This is a genomic window from Micromonospora citrea (assembly GCF_900090315.1).
GTDB classification, from domain to species: Bacteria; Actinomycetota; Actinomycetes; order Mycobacteriales; family Micromonosporaceae; genus Micromonospora; species Micromonospora citrea.
Window position 1 is genome coordinate 5756526 of sequence record NZ_FMHZ01000002.1, and the last position, 21334, is coordinate 5777859.

At 74.0% G+C, this 21334-nt stretch carries 13 protein-coding genes; 6 read left to right on the plus strand and 7 right to left on the minus strand.

Going from position 1 to position 21334, the window contains the following annotated elements:
- Positions 1-139 precede the first annotated feature (139 nt).
- Together GA0070606_RS26340 and GA0070606_RS26345 are read right to left on the minus strand one after the other, a co-directional pair.
- Complete coding sequence (locus GA0070606_RS26340) at positions 140-3502, minus strand: NACHT domain-containing protein (RefSeq protein ID WP_091105521.1); 3363 nt, start codon at positions 3500-3502, stop codon at positions 140-142.
- A 187-nt stretch (positions 3503-3689) separates the two neighbouring features.
- The gene (locus tag GA0070606_RS26345) at positions 3690-4178 is read right to left on the minus strand and encodes a GNAT family N-acetyltransferase (protein WP_091105525.1); all 489 of its coding nucleotides are present in this window, start codon (positions 4176-4178) and stop codon (positions 3690-3692) included.
- A gap of 139 nt (positions 4179-4317) precedes the next feature.
- Here GA0070606_RS26345 and wrbA point away from each other — a divergent pair, with 139 nt between their 5' ends.
- A complete protein-coding gene (gene wrbA, locus GA0070606_RS26350) occupies positions 4318-4935 on the plus strand; it encodes an NAD(P)H:quinone oxidoreductase (protein WP_091105528.1) in 618 nt (205 codons plus the stop codon).
- A gap of 293 nt (positions 4936-5228) precedes the next feature.
- Here wrbA and GA0070606_RS26355 read toward each other — a convergent pair whose 3' ends face one another.
- On the minus strand, positions 5229-6116 hold the full coding sequence (locus GA0070606_RS26355) for an arylamine N-acetyltransferase family protein (RefSeq protein WP_245724812.1): 888 nt from the start codon (positions 6114-6116) through the stop codon (positions 5229-5231).
- 293 nt (positions 6117-6409) lie between these two features.
- Positions 6410-8338 (minus strand): chorismate-binding protein, encoded by a 1929-nt coding sequence (locus GA0070606_RS26360; protein WP_091105530.1) that lies wholly within the window; start codon positions 8336-8338, stop codon positions 6410-6412.
- A gap of 254 nt (positions 8339-8592) precedes the next feature.
- Between GA0070606_RS26360 and GA0070606_RS26365 the strand changes: the two genes are divergently transcribed.
- The 3 genes from GA0070606_RS26365 to GA0070606_RS26375 all read left to right on the plus strand — a co-directional run bounded on the left by GA0070606_RS26365 (position 8593) and on the right by GA0070606_RS26375 (position 13002).
- Positions 8593-9972 carry an FGGY family carbohydrate kinase gene (locus GA0070606_RS26365; RefSeq protein WP_091105532.1) on the plus strand — a complete coding sequence of 460 codons (1380 nt, stop codon included), beginning with the start codon at positions 8593-8595 and terminating at the stop codon, positions 9970-9972.
- Positions 9973-10072: 100 nt separating this feature from the next.
- Entirely contained in the window at positions 10073-12583 is a 2511-nt protein-coding gene (locus GA0070606_RS26370; RefSeq protein WP_091105534.1) for a sensor histidine kinase, read from the plus strand.
- A complete protein-coding gene (locus GA0070606_RS26375) occupies positions 12580-13002 on the plus strand; it encodes a roadblock/LC7 domain-containing protein (RefSeq protein ID WP_091105537.1) in 423 nt (140 codons plus the stop codon). The genes GA0070606_RS26370 and GA0070606_RS26375 overlap by 4 nt, the downstream gene beginning before the upstream one ends.
- A gap of 124 nt (positions 13003-13126) precedes the next feature.
- Here GA0070606_RS26375 and GA0070606_RS26380 read toward each other — a convergent pair whose 3' ends face one another.
- Positions 13127-13852, minus strand: a complete 726-nt coding sequence (locus GA0070606_RS26380) for an SDR family oxidoreductase (RefSeq protein WP_091105549.1) — start codon at positions 13850-13852, stop codon at positions 13127-13129.
- A gap of 101 nt (positions 13853-13953) precedes the next feature.
- Here GA0070606_RS26380 and GA0070606_RS26385 point away from each other — a divergent pair, with 101 nt between their 5' ends.
- Positions 13954-14802 carry a helix-turn-helix transcriptional regulator gene (locus tag GA0070606_RS26385; RefSeq protein WP_091105552.1) on the plus strand — a complete coding sequence of 283 codons (849 nt, stop codon included), beginning with the start codon at positions 13954-13956 and terminating at the stop codon, positions 14800-14802.
- Between the two features lie 169 nt (positions 14803-14971).
- On the opposite strand, the gene GA0070606_RS26390 is transcribed toward GA0070606_RS26385, so the two are convergent.
- Positions 14972-16429, minus strand: a complete 1458-nt coding sequence (locus tag GA0070606_RS26390; protein ID WP_091105554.1) for a GH1 family beta-glucosidase — start codon at positions 16427-16429, stop codon at positions 14972-14974.
- A gap of 992 nt (positions 16430-17421) precedes the next feature.
- On the opposite strand from GA0070606_RS26390, the gene GA0070606_RS26395 reads away from it, so the two are divergent.
- Positions 17422-20313 (plus strand): glycoside hydrolase family 48 protein, encoded by a 2892-nt coding sequence (locus GA0070606_RS26395; RefSeq protein WP_176737583.1) that lies wholly within the window; start codon positions 17422-17424, stop codon positions 20311-20313.
- Positions 20314-20593: 280 nt separating this feature from the next.
- Here the strand turns inward: GA0070606_RS26395 and GA0070606_RS26400 are convergent, their stop codons facing one another.
- Positions 20594-21274 (minus strand): DUF3159 domain-containing protein, encoded by a 681-nt coding sequence (locus tag GA0070606_RS26400; protein WP_342672175.1) that lies wholly within the window; start codon positions 21272-21274, stop codon positions 20594-20596.
- Positions 21275-21334: the final 60 nt, after the last annotated feature.

Sequence of the window (21334 nt, forward strand, 5' to 3'; positions counted from 1 at the left end):
TTCCGCCCGCACCGGTGTGACCAGGATCCCCGGTCCGGCGGCCCGACCGGCACCGTACGCATCGATTCTTGCGGACATCTTGAGGTACGGCGGCGTCCCGGTCGGCTCGACCATCTCCCGTCCCTGACCGCGGGGACGCTCACCATCGTCGCCACTTCGGCACATCGCGCCGGGACATCTGCCGCCAGAACCGGCGCATGTTGGCGCGGTGGACACCCTGCCAGGGCGCTCGCGCGCGCAGCACGTACCGCAGCGTGGACAGGTCGGCCTGACGGGCGCAGAAGTTCTGGTCCATCCGGTGTGGCAGCGGTTCACCCTTCGCCGGCAGTGGGCACAGCCGGAACGGACAGTCGTCGAGGCACGTCTCCCCCGGCGTGCACGGCTCGGTGGTGCGCAGGCTGCGCTGCGGCTCCATCGCCGATCGGTCACTGGTGAGGCACGGGGGCAGGTCGCAGCGGTCCGCGCGATGCAGCCGCATCTCGCGGTGGGCGGGGGAGCTGCCACGCTGTGCCAGGTTGAGCAGGAGCATGACGTCGGCGAGGAGCCGTTCCGCCCGCGGGTCCAGCACACTCCAACCCATCGAGTCGGGGATCCACAGGCTCTGGATCCGTCGTACGTCCGGCGACGGGCTGCACGAGCCGACGCGCCCGGCCGTCTCACCCTCGTCCACCCAGCAGAACCGTTCCGGTTCCCGGCTGACCAGCGCTTGGAGACAGAGGCGCCCCGCTTCGAGCAGGAACGGGTGGGCCGTGCACCTGTCCCGGTCCGGCACCGCGCTGCCGGCTGTCCGCAACCAGTGCTGCACCAGGCCGACGGGGTTGGCGCCATGTCCGCGTACCGGCAGTTCCTCGGCGGGGTCCATCGGCAGGGACAGCAGGGTGAGGGCCTGGACCAGGGCCAGGTGGCTGTACCAGAACCGGGAATGGGCCAGGGCGAACTCGGCCTTCTCGACGAGGAAACTGCGGTCGGCGTCCTGACGGCCCACCGGTAGTTGGCGCACGTTGGCGGCGAGCCGGAAACCCTGGGCGAGGGCGATCTCGGCGCCGAGGCCGAGGGAGCGCCCCGTCGTCCCGTGCGCCGCCAGTGCCTGCAGCCAGTCTCGCAGGTAGGTGTCCGTCTCGCCGGGCAGGTCCTTCGTGTCCTGGGGCAGGTCCTCCGCGTCGTCGGTGTCCCGGATCGTGGCGAGGTGGAGCAGTGGCACCACCCAGGCACGAAGCTGCTGGTCCCGTTCGGCGTGGTCGTCGTGGGGCGGATCGGGCCGGGGGGCGAGCCCGTCGAGGCGGCGCAGGGCGCGTGCGGCCGGTCGGCCCCCCAGGGCGATCTCCCGGGCGGCGCAGAGCCGGACCCGGTACGACTCCTCCTGCGCCGCCACCCGGAACAGCCGGTCGTACGCGGGCGGCGCGGGCCGGTCCTGATCTCCCCGGGTGACGTGCCTGCGGTCGTCGGCGACGAGCCGAGCCACGTTTCCCCAGCAGCGGATCAGGCCCAGCTTCGCCTCGTCGAGAGGGCGGTCGCCGATCGCCGGCTCCTGGAAGCGGGGCCAGTTCTGTTCGATCTCGGCCACGAGCAGGTCGAGCGCGGGCGGGGGCGCCTTGACGGCCACCTCCATGCCCGCGGTGTACATCTCGAGTTGCCAGCACCGGTTCCCTTCGTCCTCTGCCGCGCGCCTCCTGAGTTGATCGACGATTTCGGCGAGGGGGTGTCGGGGCGCCGGCGGCGGTAGCCGAAGGAAGGTCTGCCAGATCTGACGCCCGACCTGCCGTCCACGCTCGCCGGGGTCGGGCTTTCCACGCTCCTGTTCCTGACCGACGAGCAGGCGCGACAGCAGGACCAGCGCGATCAGGGACTCACGGCTCGGCTCGTGGGCGACGAGGTCGGGCAGCAGTGTCTCGCGTACGGCGGTGTCGGCAAGCAACCGCGCGCCGAGGAACGCCTGGATGACCCCGTGGTGGAAGCGCACCCCCTCGGATTCGACCTCGACGAGGGACAGTTCGCCGGCGGTGGTCACCGCGGCGGCCAGATCCGCCCTGCTGCTGAGGTCGAGGTTTCCGGCGGTTCGGCCGTGCAGGTACTCGTAGAGCACGTGTTGCCGGTGAGACCGCTGCTGCCAACCATCGTCGCCGAGGAGTTGGTCGTACCGCACCCGCAGGGTGTTCTCGCGCAGGCCGACGCAGGCGAAGGCGCCGGCCACCTGGAGGGCCTGCGCCCGTTGGTCGTGGTCGCGCGCGAAGTTCTCGCAGATGTAGCCCTCCTCGAGTGCCTGGGACCAGGCATCGAGCAGCTTCCAGCGTACTTCGGCGCGGTCGGTCGGGCGGATCGTCGCGCTCGACTCGGGCGGAATGAACCCGTGCAGCCGACCCTGTTGGTTGAGGTCCCGGATGATCTTCAGATACAGGGGGGATTCGGTCGCGTCGGCGCCGACGATCAGGTGTGCCACGGTGGCCCACGAGGGGCGGGCGTGGGGGGTGTCGGTGGCGAGCCCGAACTCCAGTGCCCGGCCCTCGCTCAGCGGCTCCAGCTCGACGACGACCACCGGCATGGCGCGCAGCGGGTCGTACGGGCGGGTGGCGGCGATCAGGGGCAGGCCGTCCTGGGCCGACTTCGTGAAGGCGTTCCGCAGCAGGCTGTCGTGTTGGCCGGCCGGTCCGTGCTGGTCCTCGCCCCCGATCTCGTCGAGTCCGTCGGCGAGGACCGCGATCTGGTTGCTCCAACGCAGTTGTCGCCAGAGTCGGTCCGCCTGCGAGTCGCTGTACAGGCGCGGGTCGATGAAGTCGGCGAACCGCTTCTTGGCAGCCTGCTCGAAATCGATCTCGCCGCCGTCGACCGGTACGTCGCGCATCCGCAGCGGTATCGGCAGCACGTGACGGGCGGCCAGTTCATGGGCCAGCTTGGCCAGGACGGCGCTCTTGCCGGATCCCACGCCACCGATTAGCACCATGGGACAGCGCACATCGGGGTCGCGAACGCGTTCGATCAGCACCTCGCACAACTCGTCGCGCCCCGTGATGTCGGCGAGCGTGTCGTTGGAGGTGGTGACCAGCCGCTCGGGCATACGGCGGGCGATCCGGAGATACCAGTTGTGCACGTGGAACCGGGTGAAGGCGAAGAAGACGACGAAGGCGAGGGCCAGGGTGACGGCCTTGCCGAGGAAGTCGCCGGCCTTCGCGCAGCTGCCCTGCTGGCCCTTCGGGCACCAGTGTTTGCTCGACAGCCAGGGGAGGGGTGGCCGCCGGGGAAGGTCGAGCCAGGCGAGGGCGATGTCGATCGCCGGCAGGACGAGCTGGGTGAGGGTCCAGAGCGCTGCGATCACGACCGCCAGGGTGGCGAGCGTGAGCCACCACCAGGGACGGTGCCACCAGCGCGCGGTCGTGGCCGCCTGGGTGGCCCGGGCCCGCTGCTCCCCCTGTTCCCACCACTGCAGTCGGGACACGGTGCGGCGCATCGCCGTTGAAAGGTAGATCCGAGGGCTCCACAGCCAGCCCCGCCAGAGGGGACCCCGCATCCGTCGCACCTCCGTCCACGGATCTTCTGGCGGCCAGCATGCGAGCAATACCCTCGAATTGGCCCGAAGTGAGGCTAACCCGGCCAATCCGGGTGCGGGCGTGGATCGCCGAACGGCCGTCGCTGCGCGCTGCGAGGGGCCGCCAGGGCAACCGCCAACGGCCGGAGCGCCGATCGGTGGCGGAGGCTCAGAGCCGACGGTGCATGACGAGCAGGTCGACGTAGCCCTCGGTCGGGTGCCGGAACGCCTCCGGCACCCGACCGACCACCTCGAAGCCCAGCGACCGCCACAGGGCCACCGCCCGGGTGTTCGTCGCCACCACGGCGTTGAACTGCATGGCCCGGTAGCCGTCGGCGCGGGCCAGCCCCAGCACGTGCTCGCCAAGGGCCCGGCCCACCCCGCGCCCGCCGGCGGCGGGGTCGACCATGAAACTGGCGTTGGCGACGTGGTCGCCCGGCCCGAGCTGGTTGGCCACGAGCTTCGCCGAGCCCAGCACCGTGCCGTCCGGGTCGACGGCGACCACGACGCGCCCGGGCGGCGGCACCAGCCACATCGTCCGGGCCCGTTCCTCGTCAACGTCGCGGGGCCAGGTGTAGGTCTGGCCGGCCGCCACGATCTCGCGGAGGAACGGCCAGATCCTCGGCCAGTCGTCGGCGGCGGCGGCTCTGATCAGCATGCCTCAGCATCCCCCGCCGGCCGCGGGCGGCCGCCGCCGGGTGCCGGCCGCCGTCGAGGCGGTCGGAGCGGGCACCGTTTGCCGGCGCGGCTGACGGGTAGTCGCCGGGGCTGACCCGACATGAGGGGAGAAACACCTGATGGCTGCCCAGACGAAGGTCGCGGTGATCTACTACAGCGCGACCGGCATCACGTACCAGATGGCGCAGGCGGCGTGCGAGGCCGCCGGTGAGGCCGGCGCCGAGGTGCGCCTGCGCAAGGTGCGGGAGCTGGCGCCGGACGAGGCGATCCGGTCGAACTCCGGCTGGCACGCGCACCATCTGCAGACCCAGGACGTCCCCGAGGTGCAGTTGGACGACCTGTCCTGGGCCGACGTGGTGATCTTCGGGACGCCGACCCGGTACGGCGTGATGGCCGCCCAGCTCAAGCAGTTCATCGACACCACCGGGCCGCTGTGGTCGCAGGGCGCCCTGGCCAACAAGGTCTATTCGGCGTTCTGCACGACGGCCACGTCGCACGGCGGCCAGGAGGCGACCCTGCTGTCGCTGTTCACCGTCTTCTACCACTGGGGCGGGGTCGTGGTCACGCCCGGCTACACCGACGCCAGCCAGTTCGTCGCCGGCAACCCGTACGGCGCCTCGCACACCAGCAACAACGGCGAGATCGCGCCGGACGACATCGCCCTGGGGGCGACCGCGCTGACGGTGCGGCGGGCGGTGCAGATCGGCGCGGCGTTGAAGGCCGGGATGGCCGCCTGATCCGGTCGGCCGTGACGCCAGGGGAACGAGGTGGACGGCGAGGGCGGCGGGTCGACTCTCGCGACGCTGCCTCGGCGGCGATGCGCGGCAGCTTCTTCGGCATGGCCGGCGGGTAGTGGGTGAGGTGACCAGCGGTACCCGCCCGCCCCGGACGGAACGCTTCTCGCGTTCGCGCTGGCCCGCGTCCGGGCCCGACATGGCCGGAGCGTCCGCGTACCCGCTCGTCGCGCCGGGCCGCCGCATCGCCGCCGCCCGGCTGGTGACGGGTGACGTGCGGGACGACCGACCTCGAATTAGCCGCTGAGCAGTCGGGTGAGGCGAGCCTCGACGTCACCGAGGCCGGTGACGTCGATGCCGAAGCGGCCGGTGAGCACTTCGATGACCGCTGCCGCCGAACCGAGGACGACGCGCTCGCTGTCACCGGTGCGCCGGTGCACCCTCAGGAGGTTGCCGCGCAGACCCCACCGGGCGTCGTCGGCTACGAGACCGGCACTCAGGCCCCGGACAAAGGCCGACTCGGGATGGGTTGAGACGTACCAGCTTCCCACTTCGAGATCGATTCGTGCCTGCGCATCCGGCCCGAGCACGTAGAGCGGCCGCCACGTGCCGCGGATCTCGGCCTCCAGCCGGCGCCAACCGTCGGGCATCGCCACCAGGCGGTACGGCTCGTGCCTGGTCGGCTGCGGACCTTCCCCGTCGATCCGGATGGGCGCGGAGAGCGTCTGTGCCCCGAAACCGACGTCGACGAGGTACCGCTCGCCGGTGGTCGGGACCGCGACGGCGAGGGCGAGGTGGGTGCGCGGTGTGGGCGGGGCGTCATCGGGCTGCTTCCAGACGACTCGACCGGTGAGCGCGGCGACGTCGTATCCGAGCGCCAGCAGTGCCCCGCTGAGGAGGCCGTTCTGCTCGTAGCAGTAGCCGCCCCGATGCCGGTGCACCAGCTTCTCGACCAGTGCTCCGGTGCGTAGGTCGGCGACCGGACGGCCGAGTGCCGGATCGAGAGTCTCGAACGGGATGCTGCGGATGTGTCCGGCCACCACCGTCTCGAGCGTGCCCAGTGTCGGCTCCGGGCACGCGCCGAGCAGATCGGCCACGTCGATCCGCCGAAGGTAGGCATGCAGTTCGCTCGCGGTCATCGGAGTGTCCATGGTCAGGCGGCTCTCTCGCTCGGTTTCCTCCACCGTCCCGAGCGGACTTACCGTGCACTGACAGTGCGCTGACGGTGACCCGCCAGGTACGACCTGGCGGCGCGAGGCTTCCTGCGGTCGTGCGGGCATCCGTGCACAGCCACAACACCGAAGACGAAGTAGACCTGCTGTTGCGGCACTGTCCCGCCTGCCGAGCGGCGAGCCGCGGTAACCCCGGCGGGTACGAGGATGATCACCGGCTGGGGGTGGCGACCGGCGACCCGGGCGGGGGCTCTCGACCCGTCCGGACCGCCGGTCGCCCCCAGCCCTACCCCCGATCGGCGCGACTATGCGCGTTCCGCCGCGCCCGTCGTCGCCGGCAGCCGGCCGGCCGCCGGCGGCAGCAGCCCGGTCAGCAGGTCGGCGAGGACGGCCAGGCCGTCCGGGCTGAGCACGGACTCGGGGTGGAACTGCACCCCCGCGAAGCCTCGCCCGCGCAGCGCGTGCACCGCGCCGTCCGCGCCGTCGCGGGCCACCTCCACCGGGCCGTACGGGGTGGCCAGCCGGTCGGCGTCGGCCCGCGCGGTGAACGACGAGTAGAAGCCGACGCGGCGGCGCGCGCCGAACATCTCCACCTCCCGTTGGAGCCCCTGGTAGGGGGCGTCCCGGCGGTGCAGGGCCAACCCGAGCAGGCCGCAGAGCAGCTGGTGGCCCAGGCACACCGCCAGGGTCGGCCGGCCCTCGGCGAGCAGCCCGGCGAGCAGGTCACGCATCGCGGCCATCTTCGGCGCGGTGGGGCTGCCCGGGTCGCCCGGGCCGGGGCCCACCACCACCAGGTCGAAACCGGTCACGGGCCCGGCGGCCTGCCAGGGCCGCAGCGTCACGGCCAGGCCCAGCGCGCCCAACTGGTGGGCCAGCATCCCGGTGAAGGTGTCCTCGCCGTCGACGATGAGCACGCGCCGCCCGGCCAGCCCCGGCAGCCCGGGGGCGTCCGGGTCGCGCTGGTCCAGCCAGAACCGCGCCAGCGGCGCGTTGCGGGCGGCCAGCGCCGCGCGGACCTCGGGGTCCTCGGCGAGGCGTACGGGTGGGCGCGCGCCCGACGCGGGCGCCTGCGGGCCCAGGCCCAGCGCGGCGAGCACGCCGGCCGCCTTCGCGTGTGTCTCGGCCACCTCGCCGGCGGGCGTGGAGTGCCGCACCAGGGTGGCCCCGACCGGCACCCGCAGCCCGCCCGTGGGGGAGATCTCGGCGGTACGGATGAGGATCGGCGCGTCCAGGGTCTGCCGGCCGTCGTCGTCGCGGCCGAGCAGCGCCAGCACCCCGGCGTAGTAGCGCCGCCCGGTGTGCTCGTGGCGGGCGATCACGCGGCAGGCGTTCTCCATCGGGCTGCCGGTGACCGTGGGGGCGAACATCGTCTCCCGCAGCACCTCCCGCACGTCCCTCGTGCCCCGGCCGGCGAGCAGGTATTCGGTGTGCGCCAGGTGGGACATCTCCTTGAGGTACGGCCCGACGACCTGGCCGCCGTGCTCGGCGACGGTGGCCATCATCTTCAGTTCCTCGTCCAGCACCATGTACAGCTCCTCGACCTCCTTGGGGTCGGCGAGGAAGCGCAGCAGGGCGTCCCGGTCGGCGTCCGCGCCGGTGTGCCGGAACGTGCCACTGATCGGGTTCATCATGACCAGGCCGTCGCCGACGCTTACGTGTCGCTCCGGGCTGGCCCCGACCAGGATCCGGGTGCCGGTGTGCACCACGAAGGTCCAGTACGCCCCGCGTTCGCGCAGCAGCAGCCGGCGCAGCGCGGCGAGCGCGGCGACCAGTGGCGGCCCCTCGACGGTGGCCCGCAGGCAGCGGTGGATGACGAAGTTGGCGCCCTCGCCGCGCCCGATCTCCTCCGCGAGCACCCGGCCGACGGTGGCCGCGTACGTGTCGTCGTCGACGTCGAAGGCGGCGTCGGCGGTGCGCACCGGCACGTCGGGCAGCGCGGCGAGCGCGTCGGACAGGGCGACCCGCTCGTGCCGGTCGATCTCCAGGCACTCCAGCGGGGTGTCGTCGTCGACGCAGGCGAAGCCCCGCTCGGCGACCTGCCGGAAGGGCACCAGCGCCAGCGTGCGGGGGCCGGACGCCCCGTCGGGCAGCGGGATGTCGGCCAGGCGCGGCACCGCGCGTACGGCGCCGGTGAACAGTTCCAGGTGGTCGGCGCCCTCGCGCCGGACGAGTGCGAACGGGCCGGGGTCGCCGGCGGCGGCGACGGCGGCCAGCAGCTCGGGCAGGTGGGTCATCGGGTCTCCTCGGGCCGGGCGGCGCCGGCGGGGCGACCGTGAGGCCGGAGCGAGTACCGGCGGCCGCCTCGTCGGGCGGCCGCGTGGGGAGCTACGCGCGGGGGATGGCCGCCGGGTCGGCGGGCCACCAGCAGGACAGGTGCGCGAGCATGGCACCCACCCTACGGGCCGGCCCGCGAAGCGGGAAGCCGATCGGGCGTACGGCCCACCCGGTGGGACGCGGGGACGCGGCGCAACCGGTAACTTGACCCGCGATGAACACTCTCGCGCTCGACCTGGGCACCTCCTCGGTACGCGGGCTCGTGCTGGACGCGGACGCCCGGCCGCTGCCCGGGGCGTTGGCCCGGCGCAGGGTGAGCCTGGTCGTGCACGACGACGGCACCGGCACCCTGGACGGCCCGGGCTACCTGGCCTGCCTGAGCGAGTGCCTTGACGAGTTGGCCGCCGGCGGGCACCTGCGCGACGTGTCGCTGGTGGCGACCAGCGCGCAGTGGCACTCGGTGCTGCCCCTGGGCGCCGACGGCGCGCCCCTCGGGCCGGTGCTGACCTGGCTGGACACCCGCCCGCACGCCCTGCCCGGGGCCGCGGGGCCGGCCGACCCGGACGACTTCCACCAGCGCACGGGCACCTGGTGGCACCGCTGCTACTGGTCGGTCCGGCTGCCGTGGCTGCGGGAGCACACCGGCAGCCGGGTGACCCGGTTCGTCGGCCTGACCGAGTACGTGCTGGGTGAGCTGCTCGACTCCGCGCCCATGTCGGTCTCCCAGGCGTCCGGCACGGGGCTGCTGGGGCTGCGGACGCTGGACTGGGACGCCGAGGCCTGCACGCTGGCCGGCAGCCGCGCCGGCGAGCTGCCGGAGCTGGCCCCGTCGGGCTGGCGGGGGCGGCTGCGGGCGGCGTACGCCCGGCGCTGGCCGCAGCTGACGGACGCGCCGTGGGCCGGCCCGGTGGGCGACGGCGCGGCGTCGAACGTGGGCTCCGGCTGCGTCGGGCCGGAGCGGGTCGCGGTGACGGTCGGCACGTCGGCGGCGGTCCGGCTGGTGCAGCGCGTCCCGGCGGGGCAGGAGCTGCCGGCGCTGCCCGAGTCGCTGTGGCGCTACCGGGTCGACCGCGACCACGTGGTGACCGGCGCCGCGTACTCCTCCGGCGGCAACCTCTTCGCCTGGGCCAGCAGGGAGCTGCGGCTGCCCGAGGGCGCGGAGCTGGACGCCGCGCTGTCCCGGCTGGCGCCGGACGACCTGCTGCCGGCGAACGTGCGCTTCGGCGGGGACCGGCCGCCCGGCCTGGCTCCGGCCGGTTCGGGGGAGCTGCGGGGGCTCAGCTTCGGCACCACCGCCGTGGAGATCCTGGCCGGGCTGATGCGCGGCCTCTGCGACCTGGTCGCCGACGACCTCGCCGTGCTGGAGTCCACAGTCGACAGGCCGGTCGAGGTGGTGCTCGGCGGCGGGGCGGTGGCGGCGTCGCCGTGGTGGCGTTCGGCGTTCGCCTCGGCGCTCGCGCCGCGGCCGGTGTGGCACGGGCGCGACCCGGAGGTCGGGGCGCGCGGCGCGGCGCTGGTGGCGCTGGGGCGCGTCGGGGACGCCACCCGGCTGGCGGACATCGGCCGGATGGACGAGACCGCCTCACCCTCCTGAGTCGCACCTCAGCCCGGCCCGTTGACACAGCTCGCGGGCCTGGTTGGATGGACTCCGCTCCCCGGCTCGCGGCGGACGCGAGGGGACGTAGGAGGCACGTGTGGGCGCAGGTCCGGATTCGGCGCGGGCCGCGGTGGCCCACCACCGCCGGCGCCGGTTCGACGTCCGGGTCGTTCCGCACCGCCGCCGCTCGCCGTTCCGGATGCGGGACTGGCGGATGCGCACCAAGCTCGCCACGGTGCTGGTCATCCCCTCGGTGGCGTTCCTGGTGCTGGCCGGGGTGCAGACCCACGCCCTGGTCGGGCAGACCACCGCGCTCGGCGACTTCGCCCGGCAGGTGGGCATCGGCCGGGAGATCACCGTGCTGGTGCACCAGCTCCAGCAGGAACGGGACCGGGCCGCCGGCGAGCTGAGCGAGCTGCGGCGCAGCGGCGCGGGCGCGGACCGGGACGCGGCCATCGCCGCGCTGAAGCCGTTGCAGGCCGCCACTGACCAGGCCCTGCGGGAGCTGCGCCGCGCGGCCGAGCCGCTGGCCGACGCCGACGCGTCCTGGCGGGTGGCCTATTCGGAGGCGCTGGAGGCGTACCAGCAGGTCGTCTACATCCGGGCGGCGATCCCCCCGGCGGTGCTGGGCAGCGACACCATCCTCAGCAACTACCACCGGGCGGTCGACGCGCTGCTCAGCCTCCTCGCCGAGCCGTCGCCCGGCGAGGACCAGCCCGCCCTCAGCGACGCGGTGCTGCGCTACGTCCAGCTGGCCCGGGTCAAGGAGCTCTCCTCCCGGGTGCGCGCCCAGCTCTACGAGGCCGCCCGCGCCGGCCGGTACGGCGTGGAGGCCCAGGTGGTCCTCAGCGACCTGCGGGCCCAGCAGCTCACCGCGCTGGGCGCGTTCCGGGTCGCCGCGACCGCCGCGCAGGTGCGCCGCTACGACGAGACCTCGGCCGACCCGGCGTTCCTGGCCGCCACCCGGCTGGAGGAGCAGAGCCTGCCGAGCGGCGCGGGTCCGCCGGCCGTGCTGCCCGCTCCACAGTGGTGGGCGGCCAGCGAGCAGCGTCAGGAGCTGCTGCGCGGGCTGGAGGCGTCGGTGCTCGACGACGCCGTACGCCGGGCCGACGAGGTCAGCGCCGCGCAGTTGCGGACCACGCTGCTGGTCATCGGCGTGATCGTCGTGGTGCTGCTGGTGGCCCTGCTCATCTCCGTCCTGGTCGGCCGGTCCATCGCCCGGTCGATGCGGCTGCTGCGGGGCCAGGCGTTGCGGATCGCCCAGATCGAGCTGCCGGAGGCCCTGGACCGGCTCCGCACCGTGACCGGCGGCGTGCCCACCATCGAGGTGCCGCCGGCGGTGGTCCGTTCGCTCGACGAGATCGGCGAGCTGGCCGAGGCGTTCGTGGCGGTGCACCGCAGCGCGGTCAGCGTCGCCGTGGAGCAGGCCGCCACGCGGCGCAACGTCAACGCCATGTTCGTCAACCTCGCGCGGCGCAGCCAGGTGCTCGTGGAACGCCAGCTGGAGCTGCTGGACGACCTGGAACGCGAGGAGAGCGACCCGGACCAGTTGGAGAACCTGTTCAAGCTCGACCACCTGGCCGCCCGGATGCGGCGCAACGACGACAGCCTGCTGGTGCTGGCCGGCACCGAGTCGACCCGCCGGTGGAACCGGCCGGTGGGGCTCGGCGCGGTGCTGCTCGCCGCCAGCGCCGAGATCGAGCAGTACCAGCGGGTGCGCCACGACGCGGTGGCCGACCTGCACATCGTCGGGCATGCCGTCGGTGAGCTGGTCCACGTCCTCGCCGAGCTGTTGGAGAACGCCACCTCGTTCTCCCGCCCCGACACGGTCGTGGTGGTCACCGCCGGGGTCGAGGGCGACGGCGCGGTCGTCGAGCTCGCCGACGAGGGCCTCGGCATGAGCCCGGCCGCCCTGGCCGAGGCGAACGCCGTCCTGGCCACGCCGCCGGCCGCCGACGTCGCGACCGTCGAGCGGATGGGTCTGTTCGTGGTCAGCCACCTGGCCGCCCGGCTCGGTCTCGAGGTGCGGCTGCGCGCCGGCGCGAGCGCCGGTCTGGTCGCCCGGATCCGGTTGCCCGGCGACCTGCTGGCCCCGGCGCCGTCGGCGGCTCCGGACGCGTCCGCCCCGGCGCGCATGCTGACCTCCGCGGTCGCCGCCGTCGCCTGGGCCGGGGCGCCGTCGCCCGACGAGATGCCCGTGGCCGGCAGGCGCCCGGACCCCGCGCCCCGTCAGGCGCGGCCCGTTCCGGTGCGGGCCGAGGACGTGCTCGCCCCGGCGGCCGGCCCGGCCGCTCCGGCCGGCGGAGGCTGGTGGTCCCGGCAGGGGCCGGCGCCGGCGCGGGAGACCGCGCCCACCCCGCCCGCCGTGCCGGTCACCGGCGGTACCAACGCCCGCGGGTTGCCCGTACGGGTGCCGATGGCCCAGCTCTCGGCCGTCACCCAGCCGGCGCCGCCGCAGCGGCCTGCGGCACGCCACGACCCGGACCCGGAGGCGGTCGGCGGCATGCTGTCGCGGCTCTACAGCGGCGTGCGGCGGGCCGAGGCCGAGGAGACCACCGAGATATTCATGCCGCCCGGCGGCGTGCGCACCGAAGGGGGACAGCGATGACGACGTTGAGCCAGGAGGCCCGGGACCTGAGCTGGCTGGTCAGCGGTTTCGCGCAGCGGGTGCCGGGGGTGGCGCACGCCATCGTGGTCAGCTCCGACGGCCTGCTGGTGGCGATCTCCGACCACCTGCCCCGGGACAACGCCGACAAGCTCGCCGCGGTGACGTCGGGGCTGATGAGCATCACCGCGGGCGCCGCCCAGATGTTCGACGGGGACGTGGTCAAGCAGACCGTCGTCGAGATGGGGCGCGGCTACTTCCTGGTCATGCAGGTGCGCGACGGGTCCATCCTGGCGACGCTGGCCGGCGCGGACGCCGACATCGGCGTGGTCGGCTACGAGATGGCGCGGCTGGCCAAGCAGGCGGGGGAGATGCTCACCCCCGCGCTGCGGGCGGAGTTGCAGCAGGCGCTGCCGCGCTGACCGAGGGTGCCCGGCGGCCCGGGCCGCCGGGCCACGGCGTCGCGCCGGCCCCCGCCGCACGCTCACGTGGTCGGAGCCACCGCCAGCGGTCCCTGACGGGAGGGCCGGCGGCGGCTCCGGTCGTTCACCAGGGCAGTGGGCCGTCCTCGTCGAAGAAGCCCCCGCTCGGCCCGTCGGCCGGCAGGGTCGCCAGCCGTACGGCGGCCGACGCGCCCTGCTCGGGGGTGCGGTCACCGCTGCCCCCGTTCATGTCCGTGGCGCAGTACCCGGGGTCGGCCGCGTTGACCTTGATCGGGGTGTCCCGCAGCTCGTTGGCGTAGCAGACGGTCACCGCGTTCACCGCGGTCTTCGAGACGTTGTACGCCACCATCGGCATCCGCGCGTAGGGCGACGCCGGATCGGTGGTGACGGCGAGCGAGCCCAGCCCGCTGGAGAGGTTGACGATCCGTCCGGCCGGGGCGCGGCGCAGCAGCGGCAGCATCGCGTTGGTCACCGCCACCACCCCGAGCACGTTCGTCTCGAGGGTGCCGCGCACCGCGTCGAGCGGGGCGGCGCTCGGGGCGACCCCGAAGTCGAGCAGCACCGCGGCGTTGTTGACCAGCACGTCGAGCCGGCCGTGCTCGTGTTCGACGGTGTGCGCGGCGGCGGCCACCGACTCGGGGTCGGTGACGTCGAGCCGCACCGTCGACACGTCGTATCCCTCGGCGGTGAGCTTCCCGGCGGCCTCCCGGCCCCGCGTCGCCGACCGGGCGCCGATCAGCACCCGCAGCCCGGCCGCGGCCAGGCCGCGTGCGATCTCGTAACCGATTCCCTTGTTGGCCCCCGTGACGAGGGCGACCTGTGCGCTCATGCCGCCAACCCTGTGGCGTGGGGTCGGGGCCGGGAAGGCACCGGCCGTCCAGGGACCGGCGGTCCCTGGATGGCGGTCGCGGCGGGGGCCATCATGGGCGGATGGACCGCGCTCTGCTCGCCGAGTTCCTCCGTAGCCGACGCGCCCGGGTGCGTCCCGCGGAGGTCGGCCTGCCTCCCGGGGCGCGCCGCCGCACGCCGGGGCTGCGGCGGGAGGAGGTCGCCCAGCTCGCCGCGATCTCCGTGGACTACTACAACCGGCTGGAGCAGGCCCGGGCGTCGCGGCCGTCCCGGCAGGTGCTCGCGGCGTTGGGGCGCGCCCTGATGCTCTACCCGACCGAGCGGGCGCACCTGTTCCGCCTCGCCGGCGAGGTGCCCGACCCGCCGGCCCGCCCGGACGACGTGGTGCCGCACGGGGTGCGGCACCTGCTCGACCGGCTCGCCGACACCCCCGCCTACGTCATCGACGCCCGGTACGAGCTGCTCGCCTGGAATCCGCTCGCGGTGGCCGTGCTGGGCGATCCGGACGACTGGGCGCCGGACGAGCGCAACCTGGCCTGGCGGATGCTCTGCGGCCGCACCGCGCCGGAGGTCGATCCGGCCGGCGCGGGGGCCGTGGCCGCGCGGTGCGTGGCGGACCTGCGCGCGGCCGCCAGCCGCTACCCGGGCGATCCGGGCCTGGGTCGGCTGCTGGCGCGGCTCCGCGCCGAGAGCCCCGAGTTCGACCGCCGCTGGCGCGACCACGGGGTGTGCGTGCGCGACGGCCCGGACCGGATCGTGCTGACCCACCGGGCGGTGGGCGAGCTGGCGCTCGACCGCGAGGTGCTGGAGCTGGCCGAGGGCGGGCAACGGCTGGTCCTGCACATCGCCGCGCGAGGCAGCCGGTCGGCCGAGGCGCTGCGGCTGCTGGGCGTCATCGGGGCCGACTGGCAGACGGCGCCGGTGGATTGAGGCGACCCGTACGCGGCGACCGGCGGCGCCCCGCCCGGGCCGGCCGCCGCGCCGGCGGCGCCATCGCCGGTCGGGGCCTCGCCGATCGGGGTCCCGCCGGTCGAAGGTGGGCGGTGAGAGCGCCGCCGGTCCAGGTGCGCCGGTGGGGCGGCGCCGCCCGGCGCGGCGGTCAGAGGCCGTTGGCGGCGATGACCCGGCGGTACCAGTGGGCGCTGCTCTTGAGCACGCGCCGCTGGGTCGGATAGTCCACGTAGACCAGGCCCCAGCGCTGGTCGTACCCCTCGGCCCACTCGAAGTTGTCCAGCAACGACCAGACGTGGAAGCTCTCCAGCGGCACCCCGGCGGCGACGGCGCGGTGGGCGGCGGCGAGGTGGTCGCGCAGGAAGCTGATCCGCCCGGCGTCGTCGACCACGCCGTCGGCGTCGGGGACGTCGGGGGTGGGCAGGCCGTTCTCGGTGACGGTGAGCGGGATCGGGCCGTAGTCGCGGGTCACCCGGGTCAGGATGTCGTACATCCCGTCGGGGTAGATCTGCTGCCAGTCGGCCTCGGAGGTGGGCCACCGCCCGGTCGTCCGGCCGTCGGCGGTGACGTAGTAGGGGGTGTAGTACTGCACGGCCAGCAGGTCCACCGGGGCGGAGATGGTGGCCAGGTCCCCGTCGCGGATGCCGCGCGCCATCCGGCTGTCGGGTCCGAGGTCGTCCAGCACGTCCTGCGGGTAGCGGCCGGTGAGGATGGAGTCGAGGTACAGGCGGTTCTCGTAGCCGTCGTGGAGCCGGCTCGCCCGGGCCGCCTCGGGGGAGGCGTCGGCCGGGTAGCAGGGGTGCAGGTTCAGCGCCGGGCCGATCCGGCCGGGGCCGGTGGCGCGCAGCGCCGCGACGGCGAGCCCGTGGGCGAGCTGGAGGTGGTGGGCGACCAGGTACGCGGCGTCGGGGTCCTGCCGGCCCGGCGCGTGGTGGCCCGAGAGGTAACCGTTCTGCACGACCGTCTTCGGCTCGTTGATGGTCAGCCAGGTCGGCACCCGGTCGCCGAGGGCGCGGTAGACGATCTCGGCGTAGTCGGCGAACCGGTGGGCGACGTCGCGCGACTCCCAGCCCCCGGCGTCCTGGAGGGCCTGCGGCAGGTCCCAGTGGAACAGCGTCGCCATCGGCGTGATGCCCCGCTCGTGCAGGCCGTCGACCAGCCGGCGGTAGAAGTCGAGGCCGCGTTGGTTGGGGGCGCCGGTGCCGTCGGCCTGCACGCGCGGCCAGGAGATCGAGAACCGGTAGCTGTGCAGGCCAAGGTCGCGCATCAGGTCGAGGTCCTCGGCGTACCGGTGGTAGTGGTCGGCGGCGACGTCACCGGTGTCGCCGTTGCGCGTGCGTCCGGGCGTACGGCTGAAGGTGTCCCAGACCGACTCGCCCCGGCCGTCCTCCTTGGCGGCGCCCTCGATCTGGTACGCCGAGGTGGCCGCGCCCCAGCCGAAGCCCGGCGGGAAGCGCAGGCCGTCGGCCGGCGTCCGCTCGGCGTGCGGCGTGGGGTCGCCGTCCCGGTCTGTGCGGTCGGCGGTCGCGGCGGCGCCCAGCCCGGTGCTGGCGGTGGCGGGGGGTGCGGCGTGGGCGAGCGGCTGCCGCCGGGTGGGCATCGACATGGGTTCTCCTCGTGGTCTGCGTGGCCACCGCCGGGCCGGGAGCGCTCCCAGCATAGTCGGACGGTGCCCACCGATCGCCGCCGGTCGGCCGGTCGGAGGGGCGGGCGGTGCGGGCGGCGGTCGGAGCTGGCGGAAGGGGTGTGCGGCGTGCGCCAGTGGGGCGGCGGCGCGGGGCGTGGGCGCGCGCTGGCGTGCCGGCGGGAAGGGGCCGGGCGTGGGGTGTCGCGGGGTCGGGGCGCCGTGGGTCGCCGGGAGCGGGCGGACCCGGGCGGGCGAGGGGGTGCGGACAGCGGACGAGGCCGGTCGGAACGGCGACACCGGCCAGTTCCGTCGGCCTCTTTTCCCATCGTGTGAGGGGCTTTAGTGTGGGGACGGGGGAGGGCAACCCCCGTCCCCACCGTTGCTGCACACGCACGGGCGGAATTGGCGTCCTGCCGTGCGTGTCGCGCGGGAGCCGGGCCACGCGAGTGGCTTGAGGATCCACCTCCCTCCACGCTGGCGGGTTGATGGCTGGCGGCGGCGTCCGGGCTGGCCCGCCGTCAGCCCTCGGGCTGACTCCCCGGTCCCGTCGGACGGTTCCGGGTGATCTTCCACTTGGAACTCTGTCGATGGAAGCGCTCCCATCGACGATGCTTGCGACTGTAACGCCCGTCACGGCTTTGTGAAAGACCCAAAACAAGATCGAAACATCTGACTGTCCGAAGTGGCCGCACCTGTTGTGGGAGCGCTTCCATGCGTGGCACACTGACGCCACCGCGACACGGAGCCAGATCACGTGAGCGTGGGTGGCCGAGGGCAGCCGGTGTCTCCGGCGCGGCACCCGACGCGGCCGGCGCAGCCCCACCGAAGGGGCCGCCGCGCGCCGCCACCCCGGCCGGGCCGGGGCCGACCACCATCCCCCGGGCGCCTCGAATCCCCCTTCGCGGGGAGGCGCCCCCGCCGGGGACCCGCTTCCCGGCCAGGTCCGAGGAGACACCGCGCACATGAGAGATCTGGCAAGACGTCGCCGCCTGGCGATGGTCGCCGCCGCCGCGCTCGCCGTCGGCGGGGTGACCCTGCCGGCCGGCGCCGCGCAGGCCGCCCCGGCCTGCGACGTGGTCTACGCGACCAGCGACTGGAACAACGGCTTCACCGCCAACGTCACCATCAAGAACCTCGGCGACCCGATCAACGGCTGGACGCTGAAGTTCGCCTTCCCCGGCGACCAGCGGGTCACGCAGGGCTGGTCGGCCAGGTGGAGCCAGACCGGCAAGGAGGTCACCGCGACCAACGAGTCGTGGAACGGCAGCCTCGGCACCGGCGCCTCCACCAGCATCGGCTTCAACGGCTCGCACGGCGGCACCAACCCGAAGCCCACCTCGTTCTCGGTCAACGGGGTGACCTGCGGCGGCACCCAGCAGCAGCCGCCGACGGTCGCCCTCGGCGTGCCGGCCGGGCCCTTCGAGGCCCCCGCCGACGTGCCGCTGACCGCCACCGCCAGCGACCCCGACGGCACCATCAGCAAGGTCGAGTTCTACCGCAACGGCCTGCTGGTCAACACCGACACCACCGCCCCGTACGGCTACACGCTGGAGGACCTGCCCGCCGGCGCGTACACCGTGCAGGCCAAGGCGTACGACAACGCCAACCTGACCGCCACGGCGGAGAAGTCCTTCACCGTCACGGCCGCGTCCGGACCGGTGCTGGTGGCCACCCCGTCGGCCGTCAGCGTGACCGAGGGCGGCAGCTCGACGGTCAACCTCAAGCTCAGCGCCGCGCCGAGCGCCAACGTGCCGGTGACCCTGGCGCGTACGGGGGACGCCGACATCACCGTCTCGCCGGCCTCGGTGACGCTGACCCCGAGCAACTGGAACACCGGGGCCACCGTGACCGTCGCGGCGGCCGAGGACGCCGACACGGTCGGCGGCACCGCCACGGTCACCGCCTCGGCGACCGGCTACGCGCCGCTGGCGATCACCGCCACCGAGGTCGACAACGACACCGGGGGCGGGGACAACACCTACGTCAAGCGGTTCCTCGACCAGTACGGCAAGATCAAGAACTCGGGCTACTTCAGTCCCGAGGGCGTGCCGTACCACTCCATCGAGACGCTGATCGTCGAGGCGCCCGACCACGGCCACGAGACCACCTCGGAGGCGTTCAGCTTCTGGCTGTGGCTGGAGGCCAACTACGGGCGGGTGACCCAGAACTGGGCGCCGTTCAACAACGCCTGGACCGTGATGGAGAAATACATAATTCCGTCGCACGCCGACCAGCCGACCGCGGGCGCGGCGGGCACCCCGCAGTACGCCGCCGAGCACGACCTGCCCAGCCAGTACCCGTCCCAGCTCGAGCCGTCCGTGCCGGTCGGGCAGGACCCGCTGCGCGCCGAGCTGCAGTCCACCTACGGCACCGGCGACATCTACGGCATGCACTGGCTGCTCGACGTGGACAACACCTACGGCTACGGCCGCTGCGGCGACGGCACCACCCGGCCGGCGTACATCAACACCTTCCAGCGCGGCACCCAGGAGTCGGTGTGGGAGACCGTGCCGCAGCCGTCCTGCGACACCTTCGCCCACGGCGGCCGGTACGGCTACCTCGACCTGTTCGTCAAGGAGGCCAACGCCCCGGCCAAGCAGTGGAAGTACACCAACGCCCCCGACGCCGACGCCCGTGCCGTACAGGCCGCGTACTGGGCCCTGACGTGGGCCCGCGAGCAGGGCAAGGAGGCCGACGTGGCCGCCACCGTGGCCAAGGCCGCGAAGATGGGCGACTACCTGCGGTACGCCATGTTCGACAAGTACTTCAAGAAGATCGGCAACTGCGTCGGGGCGTCCACCTGCCCGGCCGGCACCGGCAAGGACTCGGCGCACTACCTGATGTCCTGGTACTACGCCTGGGGCGGCGCGTACGAGACGAACCAGAACTGGTCGTGGCGCATCGGCTCCAGCCACAACCACTTCGGCTACCAGAACCCGTTCGCGGCCTGGGCGCTGACCAACGTCAACGAGCTGAAGCCGAAGTCGCCGACCGCGGTCGCCGACTGGACCAAGAGCTTCGAGCGGCAGTTGGAGTTCTACACCTGGCTCCAGTCCGCCGAGGGCGGCATCGCCGGCGGCGCGACCAACAGCTGGGGCGGCCACTACGGCCAGCCGCCGGCCGGCACGTCGACCTTCTACGGCATGTACTACGACGTCGACCCGGTCTACAACGACCCGCCGTCGAACCAGTGGTTCGGCATGCAGGCCTGGTCGATGCAGCGCATCGCCGAGCTGTACCTGCAGACCGGCAACGCCAAGGCCAAGGCGCTGCTGGACAAGTGGGTGCCGTGGGCGATCGCCAACACCACGCTCGGCGCCAACTGGTCGATCCCGTCGGACATGAAGTGGACCGGCCAGCCGACCACCTGGAACCCGGCCAACCCGCAGCCCAACACCAACCTGCACGTCGAGGTCACCGTGAAGGGCCAGGACGTCGGCGTCGCCGCTGCCTACGCCCGGACCCTGATCGCGTACGCGGCCAAGTCGGGCAACGCGGCGGCGAAGGACACCGCCAAGGGGCTGCTGGACGCCCTGCACGCGGCCAGCGACGCCCAGGGCGTGTCCACGGTGGAGAAGCGCGGCGACTACCGGCGCTTCGACGACACCTATGACGCCGCCACCGGCCAGGGCCTCTACGTGCCCCCGGGCTGGACGGGCACGATGGCCAACGGCGACGCCATCGCCCCGGGCAAGAGCTTCGTCGACATCCGCTCCTTCTACAAGAACGACCCGGCCTGGCCGAAGGTCCAGGCGTACCTCGACGGCGGCCCCGAGCCGGAGTTCCGGTACCACCGGTTCTGGGCCCAGGCCGACGTCGCCATGGCGTACGCCGACTACGGGAAGCTGTTCCCCAACGGCTGAACCAGCGCCTCCGGGTGGGCGGCGAGGCCCGTCCACCCGGGGGCCGACCGGGCGAGGGGGAACGCGACGCCCGGTCGGCGGACGGCCTGACTCCCACGGTCAGGCCGGGGTGGGTCGGCCCTCCGGCCGACGCAGCGGAGCGGACCGGCCCACCCCACCACCCGGATACGCAACGGGCGCGAAAAAGCCCGTAAAACCGGGCTCGCGGGATCACGCGCGGGACCGCGACGGAGTAACGTACGTCACCGGAGAGGCCGCTCCCCCCGTGGCGGCCTCTCCGCTATTCTTCCGCCGCCACGACCCGGTCGACCGGGTGTCGCAGCCCCGGATGACCGGCCGGCAGCGACCGGCGCACCACCACCCAGCTCACCGCCAGCGCCGTGGCCACCAGCGGCCACGTCAGCGCCACCCGGGCGACCGTCAGCGCGACGACCTGCCCGGCCAGCCACAGCGGCAGAAACACCGCGACCCGCAGCACGTAGGTCGCCGCCCACACCCAACTGGCCCGGGCGTACGCGCGCAGCAGCGCCGGGTCGCGCCGCCACCGGCCGCGCTGCCCGAGCGCGACACCCACCACCACGCCGAGCAGCGGCCAGCGCACCACGATGCTGACCACCCAGGCCAGCGCGCTCGCGGCGTTGGACAGCAGCTGGACGAGGAAGAAGTCCTCGGCGCGGCCCGTGCGCAGGGCGATCAGCGCCGCCACGCAGACCGCCAGCAGCCCGACCAGCACCGAGCGGGGCCGGTCGCCCCGGCGCAGCCGCCAGGCGGCCAGGGCCGCGCCGGTGACCACCGCCGCGCCGACCCCGGCCCACAGCGAGTGGCCGCCGAGCAGCCAACCGGCCGCGAACGCCACCGGCGGCAGGGTGGCGTCGACCGCGCCCCGGCGCCCGCCGAGCAGGTCGGCGAGGGTCTCCGGTCGGTCCGCCAGGGCCGTCCCGCGCTCCGGTGTGCTGGTCACCGCGCCCTCCTCACGTCCGCACCCCAACCTAGCCGCCGCCGGTCGGTGGGCCACCGGGCG